The 18,662-nt window shown below is 59.7% G+C and carries 13 protein-coding genes; 3 read left to right on the top strand and 10 right to left on the bottom strand.

Going from position 1 to position 18,662, the window contains the following annotated elements; translation table 11 throughout:
• Positions 1-195: 195 nt before the first annotated feature.
• Positions 196-849 carry a rubrerythrin family protein gene (locus I2E69_RS12295; protein ID WP_195461528.1) on the bottom strand — a complete coding sequence of 218 codons (654 nt, stop codon included), beginning with the start codon at positions 847-849 and terminating at the stop codon, positions 196-198.
• Positions 850-1,020: 171 nt separating this feature from the next.
• On the opposite strand from I2E69_RS12295, the gene I2E69_RS12300 reads away from it, so the two are divergent.
• Complete coding sequence (locus tag I2E69_RS12300) at positions 1,021-1,491, top strand: hypothetical protein (protein ID WP_195461529.1); 471 nt, start codon at positions 1,021-1,023, stop codon at positions 1,489-1,491.
• Between the two features lie 50 nt (positions 1,492-1,541).
• Here I2E69_RS12300 and I2E69_RS12305 read toward each other — a convergent pair whose 3' ends face one another.
• The 7 genes from I2E69_RS12305 to I2E69_RS12335 all read right to left on the bottom strand — a co-directional run bounded on the left by I2E69_RS12305 (position 1,542) and on the right by I2E69_RS12335 (position 11,106).
• A complete protein-coding gene (locus I2E69_RS12305; RefSeq protein ID WP_195461530.1) occupies positions 1,542-2,774 on the bottom strand; it encodes a phosphatase PAP2 family protein in 1,233 nt (410 codons plus the stop codon).
• 12 nt (positions 2,775-2,786) lie between these two features.
• The gene (locus I2E69_RS12310) at positions 2,787-5,360 is read right to left on the bottom strand and encodes a calcium-translocating P-type ATPase, PMCA-type (RefSeq protein ID WP_195461531.1); all 2,574 of its coding nucleotides are present in this window, start codon (positions 5,358-5,360) and stop codon (positions 2,787-2,789) included.
• A 9-nt stretch (positions 5,361-5,369) separates the two neighbouring features.
• Positions 5,370-6,812, bottom strand: coding sequence for a rod shape-determining protein RodA (gene rodA / locus I2E69_RS12315; protein WP_195461532.1), 1,443 nt, complete (start codon positions 6,810-6,812; stop codon positions 5,370-5,372).
• Positions 6,802-8,628 (bottom strand): peptidoglycan D,D-transpeptidase FtsI family protein, encoded by a 1,827-nt coding sequence (locus I2E69_RS12320; protein WP_195461533.1) that lies wholly within the window; start codon positions 8,626-8,628, stop codon positions 6,802-6,804. The genes rodA and I2E69_RS12320 overlap by 11 nt, the downstream gene beginning before the upstream one ends.
• The gene (locus I2E69_RS12325) at positions 8,625-9,143 is read right to left on the bottom strand and encodes a rod shape-determining protein MreD (protein ID WP_195461534.1); all 519 of its coding nucleotides are present in this window, start codon (positions 9,141-9,143) and stop codon (positions 8,625-8,627) included. The genes I2E69_RS12320 and I2E69_RS12325 overlap by 4 nt, the downstream gene beginning before the upstream one ends.
• A complete protein-coding gene (gene mreC, locus I2E69_RS12330; protein ID WP_195461535.1) occupies positions 9,144-9,998 on the bottom strand; it encodes a rod shape-determining protein MreC in 855 nt (284 codons plus the stop codon).
• Between the two features lie 88 nt (positions 9,999-10,086).
• Positions 10,087-11,106: a rod shape-determining protein gene (locus I2E69_RS12335; RefSeq protein WP_195461536.1), complete on the bottom strand. Its 1,020-nt coding sequence runs from the start codon at positions 11,104-11,106 to the stop codon at positions 10,087-10,089.
• Positions 11,107-11,291: 185 nt separating this feature from the next.
• Between I2E69_RS12335 and I2E69_RS12340 the strand changes: the two genes are divergently transcribed.
• Both I2E69_RS12340 and I2E69_RS12345 read left to right on the top strand, forming a co-directional pair.
• Entirely contained in the window at positions 11,292-12,299 is a 1,008-nt protein-coding gene (locus tag I2E69_RS12340) for an NAD(P)H-dependent glycerol-3-phosphate dehydrogenase (protein ID WP_195461537.1), read from the top strand.
• A gap of 7 nt (positions 12,300-12,306) precedes the next feature.
• Positions 12,307-13,638, top strand: coding sequence for a glucose-6-phosphate isomerase (locus I2E69_RS12345; RefSeq protein WP_195461538.1), 1,332 nt, complete (start codon positions 12,307-12,309; stop codon positions 13,636-13,638).
• A gap of 509 nt (positions 13,639-14,147) precedes the next feature.
• Here the strand turns inward: I2E69_RS12345 and gdhA are convergent.
• Together gdhA and I2E69_RS12355 are read right to left on the bottom strand one after the other, a co-directional pair.
• Complete coding sequence (gdhA, locus tag I2E69_RS12350; protein ID WP_195461539.1) at positions 14,148-15,485, bottom strand: NADP-specific glutamate dehydrogenase; 1,338 nt, start codon at positions 15,483-15,485, stop codon at positions 14,148-14,150.
• A gap of 111 nt (positions 15,486-15,596) precedes the next feature.
• A complete protein-coding gene (locus tag I2E69_RS12355; protein WP_195461540.1) occupies positions 15,597-18,587 on the bottom strand; it encodes a PEP/pyruvate-binding domain-containing protein in 2,991 nt (996 codons plus the stop codon).
• Positions 18,588-18,662 lie beyond the last annotated feature (75 nt).

Genomic DNA, 18,662 nt, shown 5'->3' on the forward strand with positions numbered 1-18,662 from the left:
GCGCTTTCTGCAAGATAATATGGTGCGAAATAGGGATAATTCCGTACACGCGGGCGCGTAAGGCCGCTTTTCGCAGCGCTGCGACGCGCAGATCGGGGGCGTGAGCGGCCCGGACGAACCGTTTTGCGGCGCACCCCGAAAGGCCGACGGTGTCTTTCGGGCCGTGCGCTGTTTACGGGGTCAGGGGCGGGCGGGTTATTCGAACCAAACGAACTTTCCGCCGTCCGTCAGGCAGTGGGGACAGTAATAGTCGACGTACTCCGACGAATAGAGGTTGCCGCAGAGCGGGCAGACGGCGAACCGGCATGTGTCCGAATGGTTGGCGGCATGTTGGCGGCAGCGTTCCAGCAGGACGATGTTGTGCCGGTCGCCGGCCGATGCCCAGGCCAGCACCCGCGCCACGTAACGGTTGCCGCGCTCCATCGCACGGCGGATGTCCGCCCCGCGGCGCTCGCCGTAGCTTTTGAACTCGTAATCGATACTCCGGTCGAGGTTGCCGTCGGTCGTACCCCCGAAGATGACGATTTTGCCCGGAGGTGCATAGTGCCCTCCGAGATGTACGATCGCTGTCGCACAGTTGTTTTCCTGCAGGCGCTGGGAGAAGGCCATGGCCCGGAACAGCCGTTCGGCTTCGCGGCGCTCCTCGGCGGCGGCAATGTTTGCAAAATGGTCGTACTGCGCCGATTTGACGTGTTTGCGGCGGCAGCAGGCGTCGAGGTCTGCGAGCGTTTCGGTCCACGGCGAACTTTTCGGTGTCCGGGGTTCGCGCGTTGCCGCGTAGTACAGCCAGACGAGGATGACTGCCGATGCTACGAAGAGCGAAAGTATCAGGCCGAGACGCAGTTTCATAATTTTAATCCGGGGGAAAGCCGTAGTTCGGAACGTGCATTTTTTATGCCAACGGATCGCCGGTTCTATGCCGCCGGGGAATTTTTGCGGCCCGGCTTTGGTTTTCGGATTCCAATTCCTATATTTGTAAATCCGTCCCTGCGGAAAACCAGGAACAGGGCGGCCGTATCTATGAAAATCGGACTGAAAATTTTAACTGTCGTCGTTGTGGCCCTGCTGGCCGGCGGTTGCGGCAGTAGCGATAAAGGCGGTGAGGACGAGTCGAACTACGACGGCTGGGTGCTGACAGAGTGGAAAGGCGGCGATGCCTTGGCCGGCACGGTCTACCTGCAGCTCGGCGAGGACGGGACGTTCACCCTCTACCAGAGCATCAAGACGTTCGGCTACGCTAAATATACCGGGACCTACACCATCAGCGCCGTGCCGGAGGCCGGACAGGTGCTTTCGGGAACGTATACCGACGGAACACCGTTGGACAACACTTATGTGGTCGAAAAAATGACGAAGAAGGAGCTGAGGCTCCGTGCGCAGAAGGACGGTATCGTCTCGGTCTATTCCGGGGTGACGATTCCCGCTTTGGTGAAGGACGGCATTACGGGCAAAAGCCTGCGTATGACCGTGGAGACGAAAGCGTTCCTGTAAACGAACCGGGATAAATAGGAAGGGCGGACCACAGGTCCGCCCTTTTTCGGTTAAAAGACGGCGCAGACCTCCATACTGAAGGTGAGCTTGTGGAGCCGTTGGCGCGACGATGTCACCACGGGCGGCGCCACGTCGTAATCGGTCGTAAACCGCACGCCGAGGTTCTGCGTGGCGAGGTAGGTCGTCGATACTCCTGTTCCGAACGAGAATCCGGCCCGGCCTTCCAACCTTCGGAGGTCCGTGCGGGCCGGTTTGTAAATCTCGCATCCGCCGAGCAGTTTACCGCCCACGAGCCACCGCATCGAGAAGGGGTAGGAGAAATAAGGTCCGGCGTACATCGACGCACACTCCAGGTTGTCGTTCTGGGCTATGCCGTTGACCTTCATGCGCAGGTTGGTGCACGACATGCGCCCGCCGACACCCCAGTAGGGAGATCCGAACCAGGCTCCCTGTACCGAGACGGCCGGACCCGAAAGAAACTGCATGTGCATGTCGGGATAGGGCGTGTAGCTTCCCGGAACGGTCGAGAACCCGAGGCTGAACCCGAGGAACGACGGGCGGCGGTAACGGTCGTAAATGGAATAGGTTTCCGTGACGTTGAGGCCTTTTTCCTTGAAAATCAGGTCTGCAAGGTAATACCCCAACTCCGTGGCAAGGATGCCGATGCCCGCGCCGACCATGATGTCGCTCATCCAGTGGCGGTTGTTGAGCTGGCGGGTGACGCCCGTGACGGTTGCCACGGTGTAGCCGCCGATGCTGTACCACGGGCTGCGGTGGCCGTACTCCTTGTGGAGCATCGTGGCGGTCATGAAGGCTGTGGCTGTATGTCCCGAGGGAAAAGAGTTGCGCGACGACCCGTCGGGGCGCATCACGCGGCAGGAGTATTTGAGCGAGTTGACCCCGATGGTCATCAGTCCTGCCGAAAAGGCATCGGAGACCAGCATGCGGCCCCACGAACTGCGGCTCTTGACCCCGCAGGCCTTCAGGGCGACCATCGCCCCTGCCGGGGCGTACTGGAGCCAGTCGTCGTAGTTCTGGCGGAACGAACGGCTGTAACCGTTGCGCAGGCGCCGGAAATCGGCGTCGTAAGCCTGCATCACCACGCCGCCCACGATCAGCGGCGTGCCGATGAAGAGCATGCGGTAGGCTTTGGTCGAAGTGTGACGGTCGATGCGCTGGCGGAATGCACCGCCGGCGCTCATGTCCGTGCTGTCGGGCAGCTGCGCCCACGCTCCCAGACCCACGAACGAGAGCAGACAGACGGCGGTAAGACGTTTGAGCATGTATGTAATGAACTACCTTTTTCTACGGATTGCACGGATGATTTCGCCACCGATGGCCAGCAGCGAGGTGAAACCGATTACTTCGGCCCATTGCGTCCACGAGAGCGGTTCGGTGCGGAATACCTCGCCTCCGAACTCCACGATCAGCACCTGCCCCACGCCGATGGCCGCAAGGATGAGGAAAAATTCGCGGCAGCCGCCGAGGCATGTGAAGACCGAATGGCGTGTCTCGAATCCTTTGGCGTTGAACATGTTCCAGAATTGCAGGAAGACGAATGTCGAGAAGAATACGGTCAACTGGCCGATCGTGAGTCCGCCCTGTGTGATCGTCCACCGGAAGAGCATGCCCAGCAGTACGACCACCATCACGATGCCGCATGTGAAGAGCGTGCGGGCCATGCCCGGGGTGATGATGAATTCGTCGCGCCGGCGGGGTTTGTCGCGCATTACCTCGGGATTGGGCGGCAGCGAAGCCATTGCCATCGCCGCAAAGGTGTCCATGATGATGTTTACCCAGAGAATCTGCACCACGGTCAGCGGCATTTCGGTTCCGAACACCGCGCCGATGAAGCAGATGGTGATGGCCGCGAAATTGATCGTCAGCTGGAACAGCACGAACCGCTGGATGTTGCGGTAGAGCGAACGTCCCCACATGACGGCCGTTGCAATCGAGGCGAACGAGTCGTCGAGCAGCGTGATGTCCGAAGCGTCCTTCGCTACGGAGGTTCCCGAACCCATCGAGAGCCCCACGTTGGCGAAATTGAGCGCCGGGGCGTCGTTCGTGCCGTCGCCCGTCACGGCCACCACCTCGCCCCGCTGCTGCAACAATTGTACGAGGCGTTGTTTGTCCAGCGGGCGGGCCCGGGACATGATTTTGATCTCCTGCACCCGTTCGAGCAACTCTTCGTCGCTCATTGCGGCGAACTCCGTACCGGTGATGTGGTTGCGGTCGCCGTCCACGGCGTCGTCCCACAGCCCGATCTGGCGGGCGATCTCACGCGCTGTCGCCGGGGTGTCGCCCGTGACGATCTTTACGCCGATTCCTGCTTGCAGGCAACGTCCCACGGCGGCCGGAACGTCTTCGCGGACCGGGTCCGAAATGGCCGCCACGGCAGCAAAATGCAATCCGCCCGCCTTGACCGCTTCGAGGCAGTCGTCTGACGAGGTTTCAGCCCATGCTACGGCCAGCGTACGCATGGCGCGGCTTTGGAAGCCGAGGAGTTGCTCGGCAACCTGGGTGTCCTTTCCGTCCGGGGCGCACATCGTGCGTACGATCTCCGGGGCGCCCTTTACACAGAGGATGCGGCGGCCCGAAATACCGCTTTCGACGATCGTCGCCATGTATTTGCGTTCGGTCGAGAAGGTCAGCCGGTCGACGATCTTCGCTTCGGCGCGCAGCGGTTCGTAATCTTCGCCCTGGGTACGGAGCCATTCGAGCAGGGCCCCTTCCGTGGGGTTGCCGATAATGTGTCCCTCGGCGTCGAGGAACGCCGTGGTGTTCAGCGCCACGACTTCGGCGAATTCCCGTTCGGGAAGCGCGTCGTAGCGGATGAGCTCCTGTACGTGCATGCGGTTCTGGGTGAGCGTTCCGGTCTTGTCGGTGCAGATGACCGTCACGGCGCCCATCGTTTCGCAGGCGTGCATCTTTCGTACGAGGTTATTGGTCTTGAGCATCCGCCTCATGGACATTGCCAGCGACAGCGTGATCGACATCGGCAGTCCTTCGGGCACGGCCATGACGATGATGGCTACCGAGACCATGAAGATGTTGAGCACCTGCTGCGAAATGGTCAGCCAGTCGCTGTCGAGCAGCCCGCCCACGAAGACCGCCTTGCCCAGCATCACGCAGAAAATCAGCGCTGAAAGGATGATGCCCAGCCGGCCGATCAGGCGCGAAAGGCGCGTCAGCTGCCGGTCGAGGGGCGTCTGTTCGTCGCTCTGTACGGTCGACTGCTCCGTGACGCGTCCGGCTTCGGTCGAGTCGCCCACGGCCGTTATGACCGCTACGCCGTAGCCGTCGGCCACGGTCGTGCCCCGCAGTACGGTGTTCGACGGATAGGTCGCCTCAGCGTCGAAATGGGCTTCGTCGACGGTTTTGTCCACTTCGGGTTCGCCCGTGAGCGTCGATTCGTTGATCTTCAGCGACACCGCCTCGACCAGTTCGCCGTCGGCCGGAATCGTCTCGCCGCTTTCGATATAGACCACATCGCCCGTAACCACTTCGTGGCGCGGGATTTCGCGGATCGAACCTTCGCGCATCACCTTTACGGGAATATCGTCGTTGACCTGGTTGAGCCGCCGGAAACGCCGCTGGGCATCCCATTCGAACCAGAATCCGACGCATGTGGCGAGGATGATGGCGCAGATGATGCCTACGGACTCGGTAAAATCTTTGTGGATGAATCCGATGGCCAGCGACAGCACGGCGGCCAGCAGCAGGATGCGGATGATCGGGTCGCGGAACTTTTCAAGCAGCAGACGCCAGACCGAATCGTCCTTCGGCGGGGTGATGACGTTGTCGCCGTGACGCTGGCGGCTTTCGTCGACTTCCTGAGAGGTCAGGCCCTTGGGATTGTAGTGTATCATGTGTGAGGGTTAGATTTTCTGCACGGAAAACTGTCGTGTCGAGGCGTCGAGCCTTACGGCGATGAACAGCAGGATGGTAAAGGCGATCAGCGACGAACCGCCGTAGCTCATGAACGGGAGCGGAATGCCCATCACGGGCATCAGGCCGATGGTCATGCCCACGTTGACCAGCACGTGGAACAGCAGGATTGCCGCCACGCAGTAACAGTAGATGCGCCCGAAGGGCTCCTGCTGCCGCTCGCCCATGCGCATCAGGCGCAGGATCAGCAGGCACAGCAGCGTCAGCACCACGACCGAACCCGCGAAACCCCACTCTTCGCCCACGGTGCAGAAGATGAAGTCGGTGTGTTTTTCGGGGACGAATCCGTATTTGATCTGGGTTCCTTCGAGGAAGCCTTTGCCCCAGAAGTTGCCCGATCCGATGGCGATTTTGGCCTGGTTGACGTTGTAGTCGGTTCCGAGCGGATCGCTGATGATGCCCAAGAAACTCAGGATACGGTCGCGCTGGTGCTGTTTGAGGATCGAGTTGAAGATGTAGTCGGTGGTGGGCAGGAAGATCAGCGAGCCGACGAACAGCCCCAGCGTGATGAAGATATTCGCAAGGTTCGAACGATAGGCGTAGGCCGCGACGAAAACCACCCCCAGCAGGGTCATCGTGAGCAGGCTGTGGTAGAGGTCGAGTGTCCCCGGGGCGATGAATGCCATCGCCAGGCACAGCAGGATGCTCGACAGCATCAGCGCGGCCAGGAATACGAGGCGCGAGCGCCATTGTCCGTTCATCATCGCCTCCGAGAGCGTACAGACCAGGATCAACGTCACGAGCAGCGTCATCGGCGAGAGCAGGAACGAAACGATGAACAGTCCGGCGATCAGCAGCACCGGGATGCAGAGCCATTTGTTCAGTCCTTCGCGGTAGAGCACGAAGAGGAACGACCCCAGCACGATGCCCGAACCGGTGTCGTTTTGCAGGACGATGATAAAGAGCGGGATGCAGATCACGACGGCGACCTTGAAAAGGTCGTTGGCGCGGTTGATCGAGAAGGAGTATTCACTCATCACGCGGGCCAGGGCCAGCGCCGTAGCGATCTTGGCGAATTCGACGGGCTGCACGCGGAACGAACCGAACTCGAACCACGCCTTTGCGCCGTTGACCTCGCGGCCGAACAGCAGCGCAGCGGCGAGCAGTGCGATGCCGCCCAGGTAGGCCGGGTAGGCGAACATGTGGTAGAAGCGTTCGTCGAGCAGCAGCACGATGAGGGCCGTGACCCACGCCACGCCGATCCACATCAACTGCTTCATGTAGAAGTGCGAGAAGGAGAACAGGTCGGCCGTGCTGTCGTCGTATGATGCCGAGGTGATTGAGATCCATCCCGCCACGACGATCAGCACGTAGAGCAGGACGGTCCAGAGGTCCACCCCGTAAAAGATGCCGCTATGTCGGTTACTTGTCATAGGCGGGGTAATAAATGGGTACGTTCTTGATGTATTCCACCAGTTCGGGCCGGCGGATCGTGTCGGTCAGGTAGTACTCTTCCAGCAGGCTGGCGATCGGCAGGGCCGACGAAGCGCCGAACCCGCCGTTCTCGACGTAGACCGAGATGGCGATCTTCGGGTTGTCCTTCGGAGCGAACGAGAGGAATGTCGAATGGTCGCGTCCGCGCGGGTTCTCGGCCGTTCCGGTCTTGCCGCAGACATCCCATCCGTCGAGCCGGGCGCGGGTCGAGGTTCCCCCGACGTTCACGCCGCGCCACATGCCTTCGACGATCGGTTCGAAGTGTTTGGCGTCGACCTTCGTGTAGTGGCGTTCGTAGAAACGGGCGTCGAGCGAATCCCGGCCTTCGATCTTCTTCACGATGTGCGGGATGTAGTAATAGCCCCTGTTGGCGACGATACACGCGAGGTTGGCCAGCTGCAGCGGAGTGCATCCCAGCGCATCCTGCCCGATCGAGAGCGACAGCACCGTCAGCGAATTCCACGAACCCCGGTACTGGCGGTCGTAGTAGGCCCGGTCGGGCACGTAGCCGTTGCCTTCGTCGAGGAAGTCCGAACCCAGCTTGCGGCCGAATCCGAAACTCTCGACATATTCTTTCCAGACATCGTAACCCTCTTTCACGCTTCCGTATTTGGGGTTGTCGAGGATGTCGCGGAAAACGTAGCAGAAGTAGGCGTTGCACGAGGTCGCCACGGCAAAACGCAGGTCGAGCGGCGAGGCGTGGGCGTGACAGGCCATCTTCAGGCGGCCTGCCTGGTAGCCCATGTGGCAGGAGTGCATGTCCGAAGGCCGGAGCACCCCTTCCTGCAGGCCGATCAGTCCCTGCACGAGCTTGAACGTCGATCCCGGGGGATATTTGGCTTTCACGGCGCGGTTGAACAGCGGCTTGCGCTTGTTGTAGAGCATCTTCATGTAGTTGTTGCCCCGCTCGCGGCCCACCAGTTCGTCGGGGTCGTACGTCGGCGAGGAGACCATCATCAGGATTTCGCCCGTCGCCGGTTCGATGGCCACCGCGGCGCCGACTTTGCCGCGCATGAGTTCCTCGCCCAGCAACTGGAGCCGGGCATCGATGGTGCTTATCAGGTAACGTCCCGGTTCGGGGACCGAGTCGTAACGTCCGTTCATGTAGGAGCCTTTGATCGCTCCGTGGGTGTCGATCTCCTGTATCTTGACCCCTTTGCGCCCCCTGAGCTGCGGCTCGTAGGCCGATTCCACGCCGCTCATGCCCACGTAGTCGCCCGTTTTGTACTCCGGATTGCGTTTCAGGTAGTCGGGGTTCACTTCGCTCACGTAGCCCAGCAGGTTGCCGCCCACTTCGCGCGGGTATTGGCGCACGGTGCGGTAGACGGTGTAGAAGCCCCGGAAGTTGCATTCGTCGAAGCGCAGCTTGTCCTCTTTGGAGATGTAGCTTGTCACCAGACGCGCCGCTCGCGGCCGCATCCGGGCGTTGGCCAGTTCGCGTTCGAGTTTGGCGCGCGAAAGTCCCAGCACTTCGCACATGCGGGTCGTGTCGAATCCCTGTTTGCCGATTTCGCTCGATATGACCATCAGGTCGTAGCACTCGCGGCTCTGTACCAGGTATTCCCCGTTGCGGTCGAAGACCTCGCCGCGCGGCGGGTATTGCACCACGTGGCGCAGTACGTTTGCGCGGGCCAGTTCGTTGTAGCGCGAATCGAAGAGCTGGATGTAGGCCAGCCGGCCGACGATCAGCGCGAAGATCAGCAGGACGACGACCTGGAGGGTCCGCATCCGCATGAAACTCTCGGAACTGCTCATATGCGCACGGGAATTTTCGCGGTGAAGATGCGGGCGATGATCCAGATGAAAGCCGCCGATACCGCCGTGCTGACGACGATGCGCAGCAGCATGTGGAGTACGTGGGCCAGCGAGAGGGTCTCCAGCCAGAAGAAGACGATGTGGTGCACGAGCGTCAGCACCACGAGGTAGGTGATGAATTTGCGCTGGCCCAGGCGTGCCGGGGAGGGAATGCCTCCTTCGCGGACGTTGTCACGGCCGCAGATCATCCCGGCGAGGGTCGGGCGCAGGAAGGCGATCAGCAGCGTTGCGATCGTGTTGATTCCGGCGGCCCCCATGGCGAAGTCCATCGTGACGCCCAGCGCCAGCCCGGCGCCCAGCACCGCTACGGGCGGCGTGTCGAGCGGCAGCAGGGCGATGAAGACGATGTATATGAGCGGGTTGAGGTAAATGCTGATCGTCAGGTTGTCGAACAGGAAAACCTGAAGCAGCACTGCCGCCGCAAAAAGTCCGAGGTATGGTAGTGTGCGATGCATTTATTCGGGCCGGGTGTGTTGTTCGATTTGTTCGCTTTGTTGCAGGTTGCGGATTTCATAGAGGTCGCGGTTGCCGACCAGTACGACTTCGCCCAGCCGCGACATTTCTGCCGCGAGCCGTACGCGCACCGTGTAGGCCGTGCGGGTTTCGTTGAGCGAGGCGCTCTCGACCCAGCCGATCAACACGTCGGCGGGGAAATACTGCGAGAATCCGGTGGTCACGACCTCCTGTCCGGGCTGCGGATCGGCATATTTCGACAGTTCGCCGAGAATAACGATATCCTGGTCGAGCCCGTCCCAGTAGATCGAGCCGTAATACTCGGTGTCGGCGATTTTGCCGCTGGCGCGGAACGAAGTGTTCAGCACCGACATGGCCACCGAATAACGCTCCGTGCAGTCGACGATATAGCCGGCCATCGCGCCGTCGGACGAGAGAACGGCCATCTCTTCCATGACGCCGTCCTTGCGGCCGCGGTTGAGCGTGATGAGGTTCTGCGTCCGGTTGATCGTGTTGGCCACGACCGACGCCGTCGCAAAATGGTATTTCGATTCGCCGATGTCCTGCATGTAGCTGTCCAGCCGCGCTTTAGTCCCGGCTTCTTCGTATTGGGCGAGGCGCTCTTCGAGCTGCGCCACGCGCCCCAGCAGCAGGCGGTTTTCGCGTCCCAGGGTGAAATAACGGCGCACGCCTGCAAAGAGTCCGTGCATGCCGCCGGCCACCTGGTTCGACCGGGCCAGCAGCCGCGCCTGGGTATAGTACGTGGAGTGGGCGTAGTAGCTGATGGCCGCGACCTCCAGCGCCACGAACAGCACTACGACGTAGACGCTTCGTATGAACTCGAACAGCTTGCGCAAAGTCCCTTGTTAATTTAAGATTGCGGACCGGGGCCCGCAATCGTTCTATTCAAAATATTCGTCAATCGGTCTTCCCTGAATCCGAAAACTATTTCATCAGGAAGGAGAAGCGGTTGATGTTCTTCAGCGCGATGCCCGTTCCGCGTGCAATGGCCCGCAGCGGGTCCTCGGCGATGTGGAACGGAATGCCGGTCTTCTCGTTCAGCCTCCGGTCGAGGCCCTTGATCAGCGCACCGCCGCCGGCGAGGTAGATGCCGTTCTTCACGATGTCGGCGTAAAGCTCGGGCGGCATGGATTCCAGCACCTTCATCAGCGCTGCGTCGATCTTCGTGAGCGATTTCTCCAGTGCGTAGGCGATTTCGCTGTACGAGAGCGATACGGTCTGCGGCAGTGCCGTGAGCATGTTGGGGCCCGTCACGACGAAATCTTCGGGTTCCTGCTCCAAATCCGAAACGGCGGCGCCGATCGAACATTTGATCGCCTCGGCCGTGCGTTCGCCGATACGGATGTTGTGCTGCTGGCGGACGTAGCTCTGGATGTCGTTGGTGAAGACATCGCCTGCGGTGTTGATCGACTCCGAGCAGACGATGCCGCCCAGCGAGATGCAGGCGATCTCCGTCGTGCCGCCGCCGATGTCGATGACCATGTTGCCTTCGGGGGCCTCGACATCGAGGCCTGCGCCGAGCGCTGCGGCCATCGGTTCGTAAATCATGTAGACCTCGCGGCCTCCGGCGTGCTCGGCCGAGTCGCGTACGGCACGTATTTCGACGTTCGTCGAGCCCGAAGGAATGCAGATCACCATGCGCAGCGAGGGGGCGAAGAGGCTGCCCGAGGTCTTGACTTTTTTGATCATGCCGCGCAGCATCAGCTCCGTGGCGTTGAAATCGGCGATCACGCCGTCCTTCAGCGGACGGATCGTTTTGATGTTCGGATTGGTTTTCTCGTGCATCTGGCGGGCCTGCTGGCCGATGGCCACGAGTTTGCCTGTGTGCACGTCCAAAGCCACGATCGAAGGTTCGTCGACGACAACCTTGCCGTTGTAAATTATCAGCGTATTGGCCGTTCCGAGGTCGATGGCCAGCTCCTGTGTCAGCGAAAAAATTCCCATACTCCTACACCCAACTGTTCTATTTTGTGAAATGCTTTATTTTCAATCGAATACCTATCCGCAGCGCCGCTTCGGGTTCCGGCGGATGACATATCCGGACAAAGGTACTAAAAAGCCCCGGAAATTTTTGTATTTTATTCTAATTTTTTTTAATTACATTTGTGCTGGAAAAACTGAATCTCCGCATGGAATATAAAATCGGAACCGAAGCCCGCTGTGCGGTCATCGGCTATGGAAGCTGGGCGACGGCTATCGTCGGACTGCTTGCGGCTGCCGGGCAGCGCGTAGGGTGGTATGTCCGCAATCCCGAGGTCCTCGAATCATTGCTCGCAGAAGGGCGCAATCCGCGCTACCTGAGCGATTTGGAATTCGACCGCGACTGCATCGCACCCTCCTCCGACCTCGATGCCGTGGTGCGCGGCGCCGACATCGTAATCCTGGCGACCCCTTCGGCTTATCTCAAGGATTTCCTCTCCCCGCTGAGCGTTCCGTTGCGCGATAAATTCATCGTCTCGGCCATCAAGGGCATCGTCCCGGGCGACTACCAGACCGTCGTGGAATATATCCACGACCGTTACGAGTTGTCGTACAAACAGATCGGGCTGGTGACCGGACCTTCGCACGCCGAGGAGGTTTCGCGCGGCAAGCTTTCCTACCTCACGGTCGTCTGTACGGACCCCGAAAACGCACGGCGCATCGGCGAAAAGTTCGCCGGCGACAACGTCCGCCTCAGCTATTCGACCGACCTCTACGGCATCGAATACGGCGCTATTCTCAAGAATATCTACGCTCTTTCGGTCGGCATCGCCGTCGGCCTAGGCTACGGCGACAATTTCCTCGCTGTGCTGATCGCCAATTCGGCGGGCGAGATGACGCGTTTCCTCGAAGAGAGCTATCCCGACGAGCGTAACACGCAGGTTTCGGCCTACCTGGGCGACCTGCTGGTGACCTGCTATTCGGTTTACAGCCGCAACCGCCGGCTGGGGCTGCTGATCGGCCACGGGTGCACGGTCAAGAGCGCCCTGAACGAGATGACGATGGTCGCCGAAGGCTATTTCGCCGCCGACTGCATCCGCCATATCAACTCCCGCCACCGGGTCGATATGCCCATCGCCGACATGGTCTACCGGGTGCTTTATGAGGGAGCCTCGCCGCGCAAGTGCATGAAAGAACTGACTACCAAATTAATTTAGCAATATGATGAAAAATGTGAAATTGGACATTGCCAAAACGGGCATTGAGATTTCTTCCGATGTCGAGGCCAAGGCGCAGGCAGCCAACGCCCTGCTGCATTCGGGCAAAGGCGCCGGCAACGATTTTCTGGGCTGGGTGAAACTCCCCTCGTCGATTTCCGACGCCGAGATCGCCGCCATCGAAAAGGAGGCAGCGAAACTGCGCTCGAAGGCCGACGTGATCATTTGCATCGGCATCGGCGGCTCGTACCTCGGCGCCAAGGCCGTACTCGAAGCTATGAGCGACCCCTTCAAACTGCTGCACAAGGAACAGAAGGACCCCACGGTCATCTTCGCCGGGCAGAACATCTCGGAGGACTACACCGCTGAAATGCTCGAAGCCGTGAAGGAACATTCGATCGCAGCTATCGTGATTTCGAAATCGGGCACGACGACCGAACCCGCCATCGCGTTCCGCCTGATCAAGGCCGAGATCGAGAAGCGTTACGGCAAGAAGGAGGCTTCCGAGCGTATCGTGGCCATCACCGACAAGGCGCGCGGCGCACTCAAGACGCTTGCCACGCAGGAGGGCTATCCGACGTTCGTCATTCCCGACGACGTGGGCGGACGCTTCTCGGTGCTGACCCCCGTGGGGCTGCTGCCGCTGGCCGCCGCTGGCGTGGACATCGCCGCTTTGGTGCACGGCGCGCAGGAGATGGAGAAAGCTACGGCCGAAGGCGTGCCTTTCAAGGAGAATCCGGCCGCTGTTTATGCCGCCGTGCGCAACATGCTCTATGCCGATGGCAAGAAGATCGAAATTCTGGGTTCCTATGAACCCAAATTGCAGTATATCAACGAGTGGTGGAAGCAGCTTTACGGCGAGAGCGAGGGTAAGCAGGGCAAGGGCATCTTCCCGGCGAGCGTCACGCTGACGGCTGACCTGCACTCGATGGGACAGTATATCCAGGACGGCGAGCGTACGCTTTTCGAGACAATCATCTCGGTGGCGAAACCCGCTGCGAAGGTGCTGATCGAGGCCGACAAGGAGAACCTCGACGGGCTGAACTTCCTGGCCGGCAAGCGCATTTCCGAGGTCAACCGCATGGCCGAACTGGGCGTGCAACTGGCCCACGTGGACGGCGGCGTTCCCAATATCCGCATCGAGATTCCCGAGATTTCGGCGGGTGTGATCGGCGGCCTGCTCTATTTCTTCGAGAAGGCGTGCGGCATCAGCGGCTACATGCTCGGCGTGAACCCCTTCGACCAGCCGGGCGTCGAGGCGTACAAGAAAAATATGTTCGCCCTGCTGGACAAACCCGGCTACGAAGAGGCTTCGAAAGCCATCAAGGCCCGTTTATAACCCGCCTAAGAGGCGGGATTTAGAGGCGACAGGAGTGTTTTTGATCTGTTTCTGCGCTTCCATCCGGCTGGTTTCTAAAGCCGATACCGAAAAAGCCAATCCTCCGTGGATTGGCTTTTTTTATTGGCCGCGGTGCTTATTCACCGTGTACCCGTTTCCCGTTCGGGGTGAAGACTTCCGTCCGGCCGTCTTTCTGCATGTAAATCAACTTCTCCCGGAACCCGCCGTCCGGCGCAGAGGCAGCCTGTCCTGCTTCGGACGTGTCGGCAAGCGTGTCGATGACGAGATGTCCTGCCTTGTAATAGACCGCGTCGTAGACGCATGGAATTATCGGTCGGCCCTTGTCGCCGAGCACGCCCCACTTGCCGTCGCGCCGTACGACAACAGTGCGATGCAGGCGATCAGTAGGTAGTGACGCATGACGCTAAGAGTTAGGTAGGAGAAATATACGAAAAAAAGCGGAACTTCGTGCTGAAGCTCCGCTTTTTTCGTATGAACAGGGTTTCGGTTTACAGAACCCCCTGCTCGACCATCGACTTGGCGACCTTCATGAAGCCCGCGATGTTTGCGCCCTTCATGTAGTTGAGGTAGCCGTCCTTTTCCGTGCCGTACTCCACGCAGGCGTGGTGGATCGACGACATGATCTGGTGCAGTTTGGCGTCGACCTCCTCGGCCGTCCAGTTGAGTTTTTGCGAGTTCTGCGTCATTTCGAGGCCCGACGTAGCCACGCCGCCGGCGTTCACGGCCTTGCCCGGTCCATAGGGAATCTTCGCCGCGATGAAGGCGTCGATGGCCTCCGGGCGGCAGCCCATATTCGACACTTCGGCCACGAGTTTCACGCCGTTGGCCAGCAGCCGCTTGGCGTCCTCGCCGTCCAGTTCGTTCTGCGTGGCGCACGGCATGGCGATGTCGACTTTGACCTCCCACGGCTTTTTGCCCGCGAAGAACTTCGAGTTGGGGAATTTTTTGGCATACGGCTCCACCACGTCGTTGTTCGACGCCCGGAGTTCGAGCATGTAGGCGATCTTTTCGGTGTCGAGGCCGTCGGGATCGTAGATGTAACCGTCGGGTCCCGAGATGGTCACCACCTTGGCGCCCAGTTCGGTAGCTTTCGTCGCTGCGCCCCAGGCCACATTGCCGAAGCCCGAGATGGCGATCGTCTTGCCCTTGATGTCCATGCCGGCTTTTTCGAGCATCTGGCGCAGGAAGTAGACGGCTCCGAAGCCCGTCGCCTCGGGACGGATCAGCGAACCGCCGTAGGTCATGCCTTTGCCCGTCAGCACGCCGGTGTTCTCCTGGGCCAGCTTGCGGTACATGCCGTAGAGATAGCCGATTTCGCGTCCGCCGACGCCGATGTCACCGGCCGGAACGTCGGTCTCGGGACCGATGTGGCGCCAGAGTTCGAGCATGAAGGCCTGGCAGAAGCGCATCACTTCGCGGTCCGACTTGCCCTTGGGGTTGAAATCCGAACCGCCCTTCGCGCCGCCCATCGGAAGGGTCGTCAGCGCGTTTTTGAAAATCTGCTCGAAGCCGAGGAATTTGAGGATCGAGGGGTTTACCGAGGGGTGGAAGCGAAGCCCGCCCTTATAGGGGCCGATCGCGTTGTTGAACTGCACGCGGTAGCCCGTGTTAACCTGTACGTCGCCTTTGTCGTCTACCCATACCACCTTGAACGTGAAGGTGCGGTCGGGTTCCACGATGCGCTCCGCGATGCGGTTGGCTTCGAATTCCGGGTGCTGGTTGTAAGCATCCTCCACAGTCATGAGAACTTCGCGCACGGCCTGCAAATATTCGCTTTCGCCGGGGTGCTTGCGCTCGAGTTCCGCCATAATTTTGTTAACGTTCATAGCTCTATCGTTTTTGGTTGGTTGGCTTGCCTGATTGGAGTTTTATCTCTTTACAAATATAAAAATATTTCTTATAGATTGTAACTGTTTTCGTGAAATTTATTTTAATTCCTAATCTTTTTCCTCCTTTTCTCCTTCACGTACCATGCCTTTGTTCGATCGCCCGTCCATGCAGACCCACAGCGGGCGGTCGAAACGCACCTGCCGCAGGTAGGTTCCGTCGAACAGGGCCTTCCGCGCGTCGAGTTCCTGTTCGCGGAAGATGCCGTCGCCGCGGAAGGGATTGATCGTCAGGTAGCCCACGCCCAATGAGGTGACGTTCTGGAAGAAGTGTGTGCCCTGCGAGGGCTCCACGTCGAATTTCTCGATGCCGCATTCGACGATCACCTTGGCCTCGGAGATGTGGTTCCACTTGACCGGTACGCCGAGGAACGGGTCCGAGGAGCCCCAGCGGCCGGGTCCCACGAGGATGTACGACCGTCCTTCGTCGTGCATGCGGTTGTTGAGCATCAGCAGTTCGTCGGCGATCTTCTCGGTCGAGAGCGAATCGAAGGCGTCGGACTTGATGTAGATGATATCGGCGATGTCGGTCATCTGTCCGATGCCGAGGGCCTGCTCGCCGTAGACCAGCGCCCGGGAGGTGTCGACCTTGTCCCAGTCGATGGCCCGGTTGTCCTGGTTGTCGATGATCGGGCGTATTTGCAGCAGGTTGAAAATCTGCTGTTGTCCGGGCGGCACGTCCATGTTGACGGCGAATTCGACCTCAACGGGGCAGCGCATCTCCTCGGCGCCCATCTGGAGGATGTCGGAGATGATTTCGGCCAGCGGGAAGGTGTTGTATTTTAGGATGTTGTTGAACGTTATTACCTTGCGGCCCCGGTCGAAGGGGCTGTCCGAGATACGTTCGTTCTCGCGGTCCCAGATCGAGCAGACGAATTTCGAGTTGCGGAAATCGGCGATTTCCGTAAGGCTCAGCCGGCGCAGGTTCACCGCGTCGTCGATCGACGTGCGGAACTCCTCGGGTTTGAGGCTCAGGGCCAGCACCTCGTTCTGCGTATCGCGCAATGCCAGTTCGGGCGTCGAGGTCTGCAATACCTTCTGCGGGTAACGGGGCGAAAAACGCAGTGTCCGCCCGCCGTCCACGACCAGCTTGCCCAGTCCCATCGCCACGTTGCAGACCCCGTCGCCGGGTTGTTCGTCGCCGATGGGGTAGTAGTTGATCGAGCGGGCCACGCCCGAGCAGGTGGGGAAGTAGAGCCCGTCCTGTTCCGTGCCGCACACCTCCTGGACGATCACGGCCATCTTCTCCTCTGAGATGAGGTTCTGCGACGACTGGATGTAGGCCCTCGACGCTGCGAAGTAAACCGAGGCGTAGACGCTTTTGACCGCCTTGAGCAGCAGGCGCAGCATCTGGTCCTCGTTGTCGACGTAGGGAATCATGTAGGTCGAGTAGATGCCCGCAAAAGGTTGGTAATGTGAGTCTTCGAGTTTCGATGAGGAGCGGATCGCCAGCGGCGTGCGCACCGTGCGGATGTAGCTTTTCAGGGCTTCGCGCAACCGGAACGGGAGCACCGAACTGACGAATTCCGACAGGATTTCCTCGTCGGAAAAGTCCTGCGAGATGATGTATTTCAGTCCGTTGTGGCGGATGAAATCGTCGAAGAACTCCGTGGCGATCACCACCGACCGCGGAATCATGATGCGCACGTTCTCGTGTTTGTCGTACTGGCGGTGCTTCATGAGCATCGAGTTCATGAACGCCAGGCCGCGGGCCTTACCGCCGAGCGAGCCGTCGCCGATGCGGGCGAAGGCCACGGCGTCGGAGTAGGTCTCCGTGTCGAAGCGCGCCACGACGCCCTGTCCGAGCAGCGTACGGTAGTCGCGGATCAGGCCCACCAGCACGCGGCGGTGCTCCTCGACCGAGGTGAAGTGGCTTTTGTTGTATTGGCGGATCGACGCCGCCAGCGGGAACAGTCCCCGCGAATAGAGCCACTTGGAGAGGTGGTTCTGCGAGGTGTGGTACTCGAACGCCTTGTCGGGGATCGTGGCGATCATCTGCTGCATCTGCGTCAGGTCTTTTGCGCGGCCGATCTCGGCGCCCGTGTCGGGGTCTTTGAAGACGAAGTCCCCGAAGGCGAATTCGATGGCGATGTAGTCGTGCAGTTGCGAAAGCAGCGTTTTGGAGTTCTTGGCGATGAATCCCGCGCCCAGTTCCGCGGCCTGCTTGCCGAAGGCCACCTGCGACGATTGCAGCAGCACGGGCATCAAGGGGTTGTCCTGCTTGATACGGCGGCAAAGGTCGATGCCGGCGTCGAGTTTCTCGCTCTCGGGCGGGTCGTTGCGGTGGAGCACGAATCCTACGTCGGAGATCACGCCCAGCAGGTTTTTCTTATACCGTTCGTAGAGTTCCACGGCCTCTTCGTAACAGCGTGCCAGCAGGATTTTCGGACGGGCGCGTTTGCGCAGCACCTGCTGCTGTTCGTTGAAGGCGTCCTTGAGGAACTCGGTATTTTGCAGCAGGATCAGTTTATATAACTCCGGTAAATAGGTGGAATAGAAGCGGATCGAGTCCTCGACCAGCAGGATGGCCTGCACGCCCCCTTCGCGGATGTCCTCGTCGGCGTTCATCTTGTCCTCGATCAGTTTGATGATGGCGATGATCAGTTCCGTGTTGCCGTGCCACGAGAAGATGTAGTCCAGCCCCGAACGGTCCTGCTCCTCGATGCGGCGGTAGATGTCCTTCGAAAAGGAGGTCAGCAGCGCTACCGGGGTATTGGGATGCCGCTCCTTGACGATTTTGGCGAATGAAAAAACGTCGGGTTCGCCGACGTTGTACATCGTGAGGATGAAATCGAACGAATCGTCCCTGGCCAGCGCCTCCAGTGCTTCGGCGGTCGAACTGACGCGCGTCAGCGACGGCGGATTCGACATGTTGAGGTCGGTGTATTCCTGGTTGATCTGCGACTCGATATGCCCGTCCTCTTCGAGTATGTATCCGTCGTAGCTGCAGCATACGAGCAGGATTTTGTGGATACGGTATTTCATGAAGCGGTAGGGGAGTTTGTTCCCGTCGGGCATGTATTGCTCAAGGCTTTTATTCATTCGGATGCGATTTTTGATCTTCCAACAAAAATAAGGAAAAATTTGTTACCTTTGAAATCGGAAACGCTGAAAATA

Source organism: Alistipes sp. D31t1_170403_E11, assembly GCF_015553985.1.
Classification (GTDB): Bacteria; Bacteroidota; Bacteroidia; order Bacteroidales; family Rikenellaceae; genus Alistipes; species Alistipes montrealensis.

Excerpts from the sequence above, each read along its gene's own strand:
- I2E69_RS12335 (WP_195461536.1), bottom strand. The coding sequence starts at position 11,106 with ATGGGAATTTTTTCGCTGACACAGGAGCTGGCCATCGACCTCGGAACG.
- I2E69_RS12300 (WP_195461529.1), top strand. The coding sequence starts at position 1,021 with ATGAAAATCGGACTGAAAATTTTAACTGTCGTCGTTGTGGCCCTGCTG.
- I2E69_RS12355 (WP_195461540.1), bottom strand. The coding sequence starts at position 18,587 with ATGAATAAAAGCCTTGAGCAATACATGCCCGACGGGAACAAACTCCCC.
- I2E69_RS12325 (WP_195461534.1), bottom strand. The coding sequence starts at position 9,143 with ATGCATCGCACACTACCATACCTCGGACTTTTTGCGGCGGCAGTGCTG.
- I2E69_RS12345 (WP_195461538.1), top strand. The coding sequence starts at position 12,307 with ATGAAAAATGTGAAATTGGACATTGCCAAAACGGGCATTGAGATTTCT.
- I2E69_RS12320 (WP_195461533.1), bottom strand. The coding sequence starts at position 8,628 with ATGAGCAGTTCCGAGAGTTTCATGCGGATGCGGACCCTCCAGGTCGTC.
- I2E69_RS12340 (WP_195461537.1), top strand. The coding sequence starts at position 11,292 with ATGGAATATAAAATCGGAACCGAAGCCCGCTGTGCGGTCATCGGCTAT.
- gdhA (WP_195461539.1), bottom strand. The coding sequence starts at position 15,485 with ATGAACGTTAACAAAATTATGGCGGAACTCGAGCGCAAGCACCCCGGC.
- I2E69_RS12310 (WP_195461531.1), bottom strand. The coding sequence starts at position 5,360 with ATGATACACTACAATCCCAAGGGCCTGACCTCTCAGGAAGTCGACGAA.
- rodA (WP_195461532.1), bottom strand. The coding sequence starts at position 6,812 with ATGACAAGTAACCGACATAGCGGCATCTTTTACGGGGTGGACCTCTGG.
- I2E69_RS12295 (WP_195461528.1), bottom strand. The coding sequence starts at position 849 with ATGAAACTGCGTCTCGGCCTGATACTTTCGCTCTTCGTAGCATCGGCA.
- I2E69_RS12305 (WP_195461530.1), bottom strand. The coding sequence starts at position 2,774 with ATGCTCAAACGTCTTACCGCCGTCTGTCTGCTCTCGTTCGTGGGTCTG.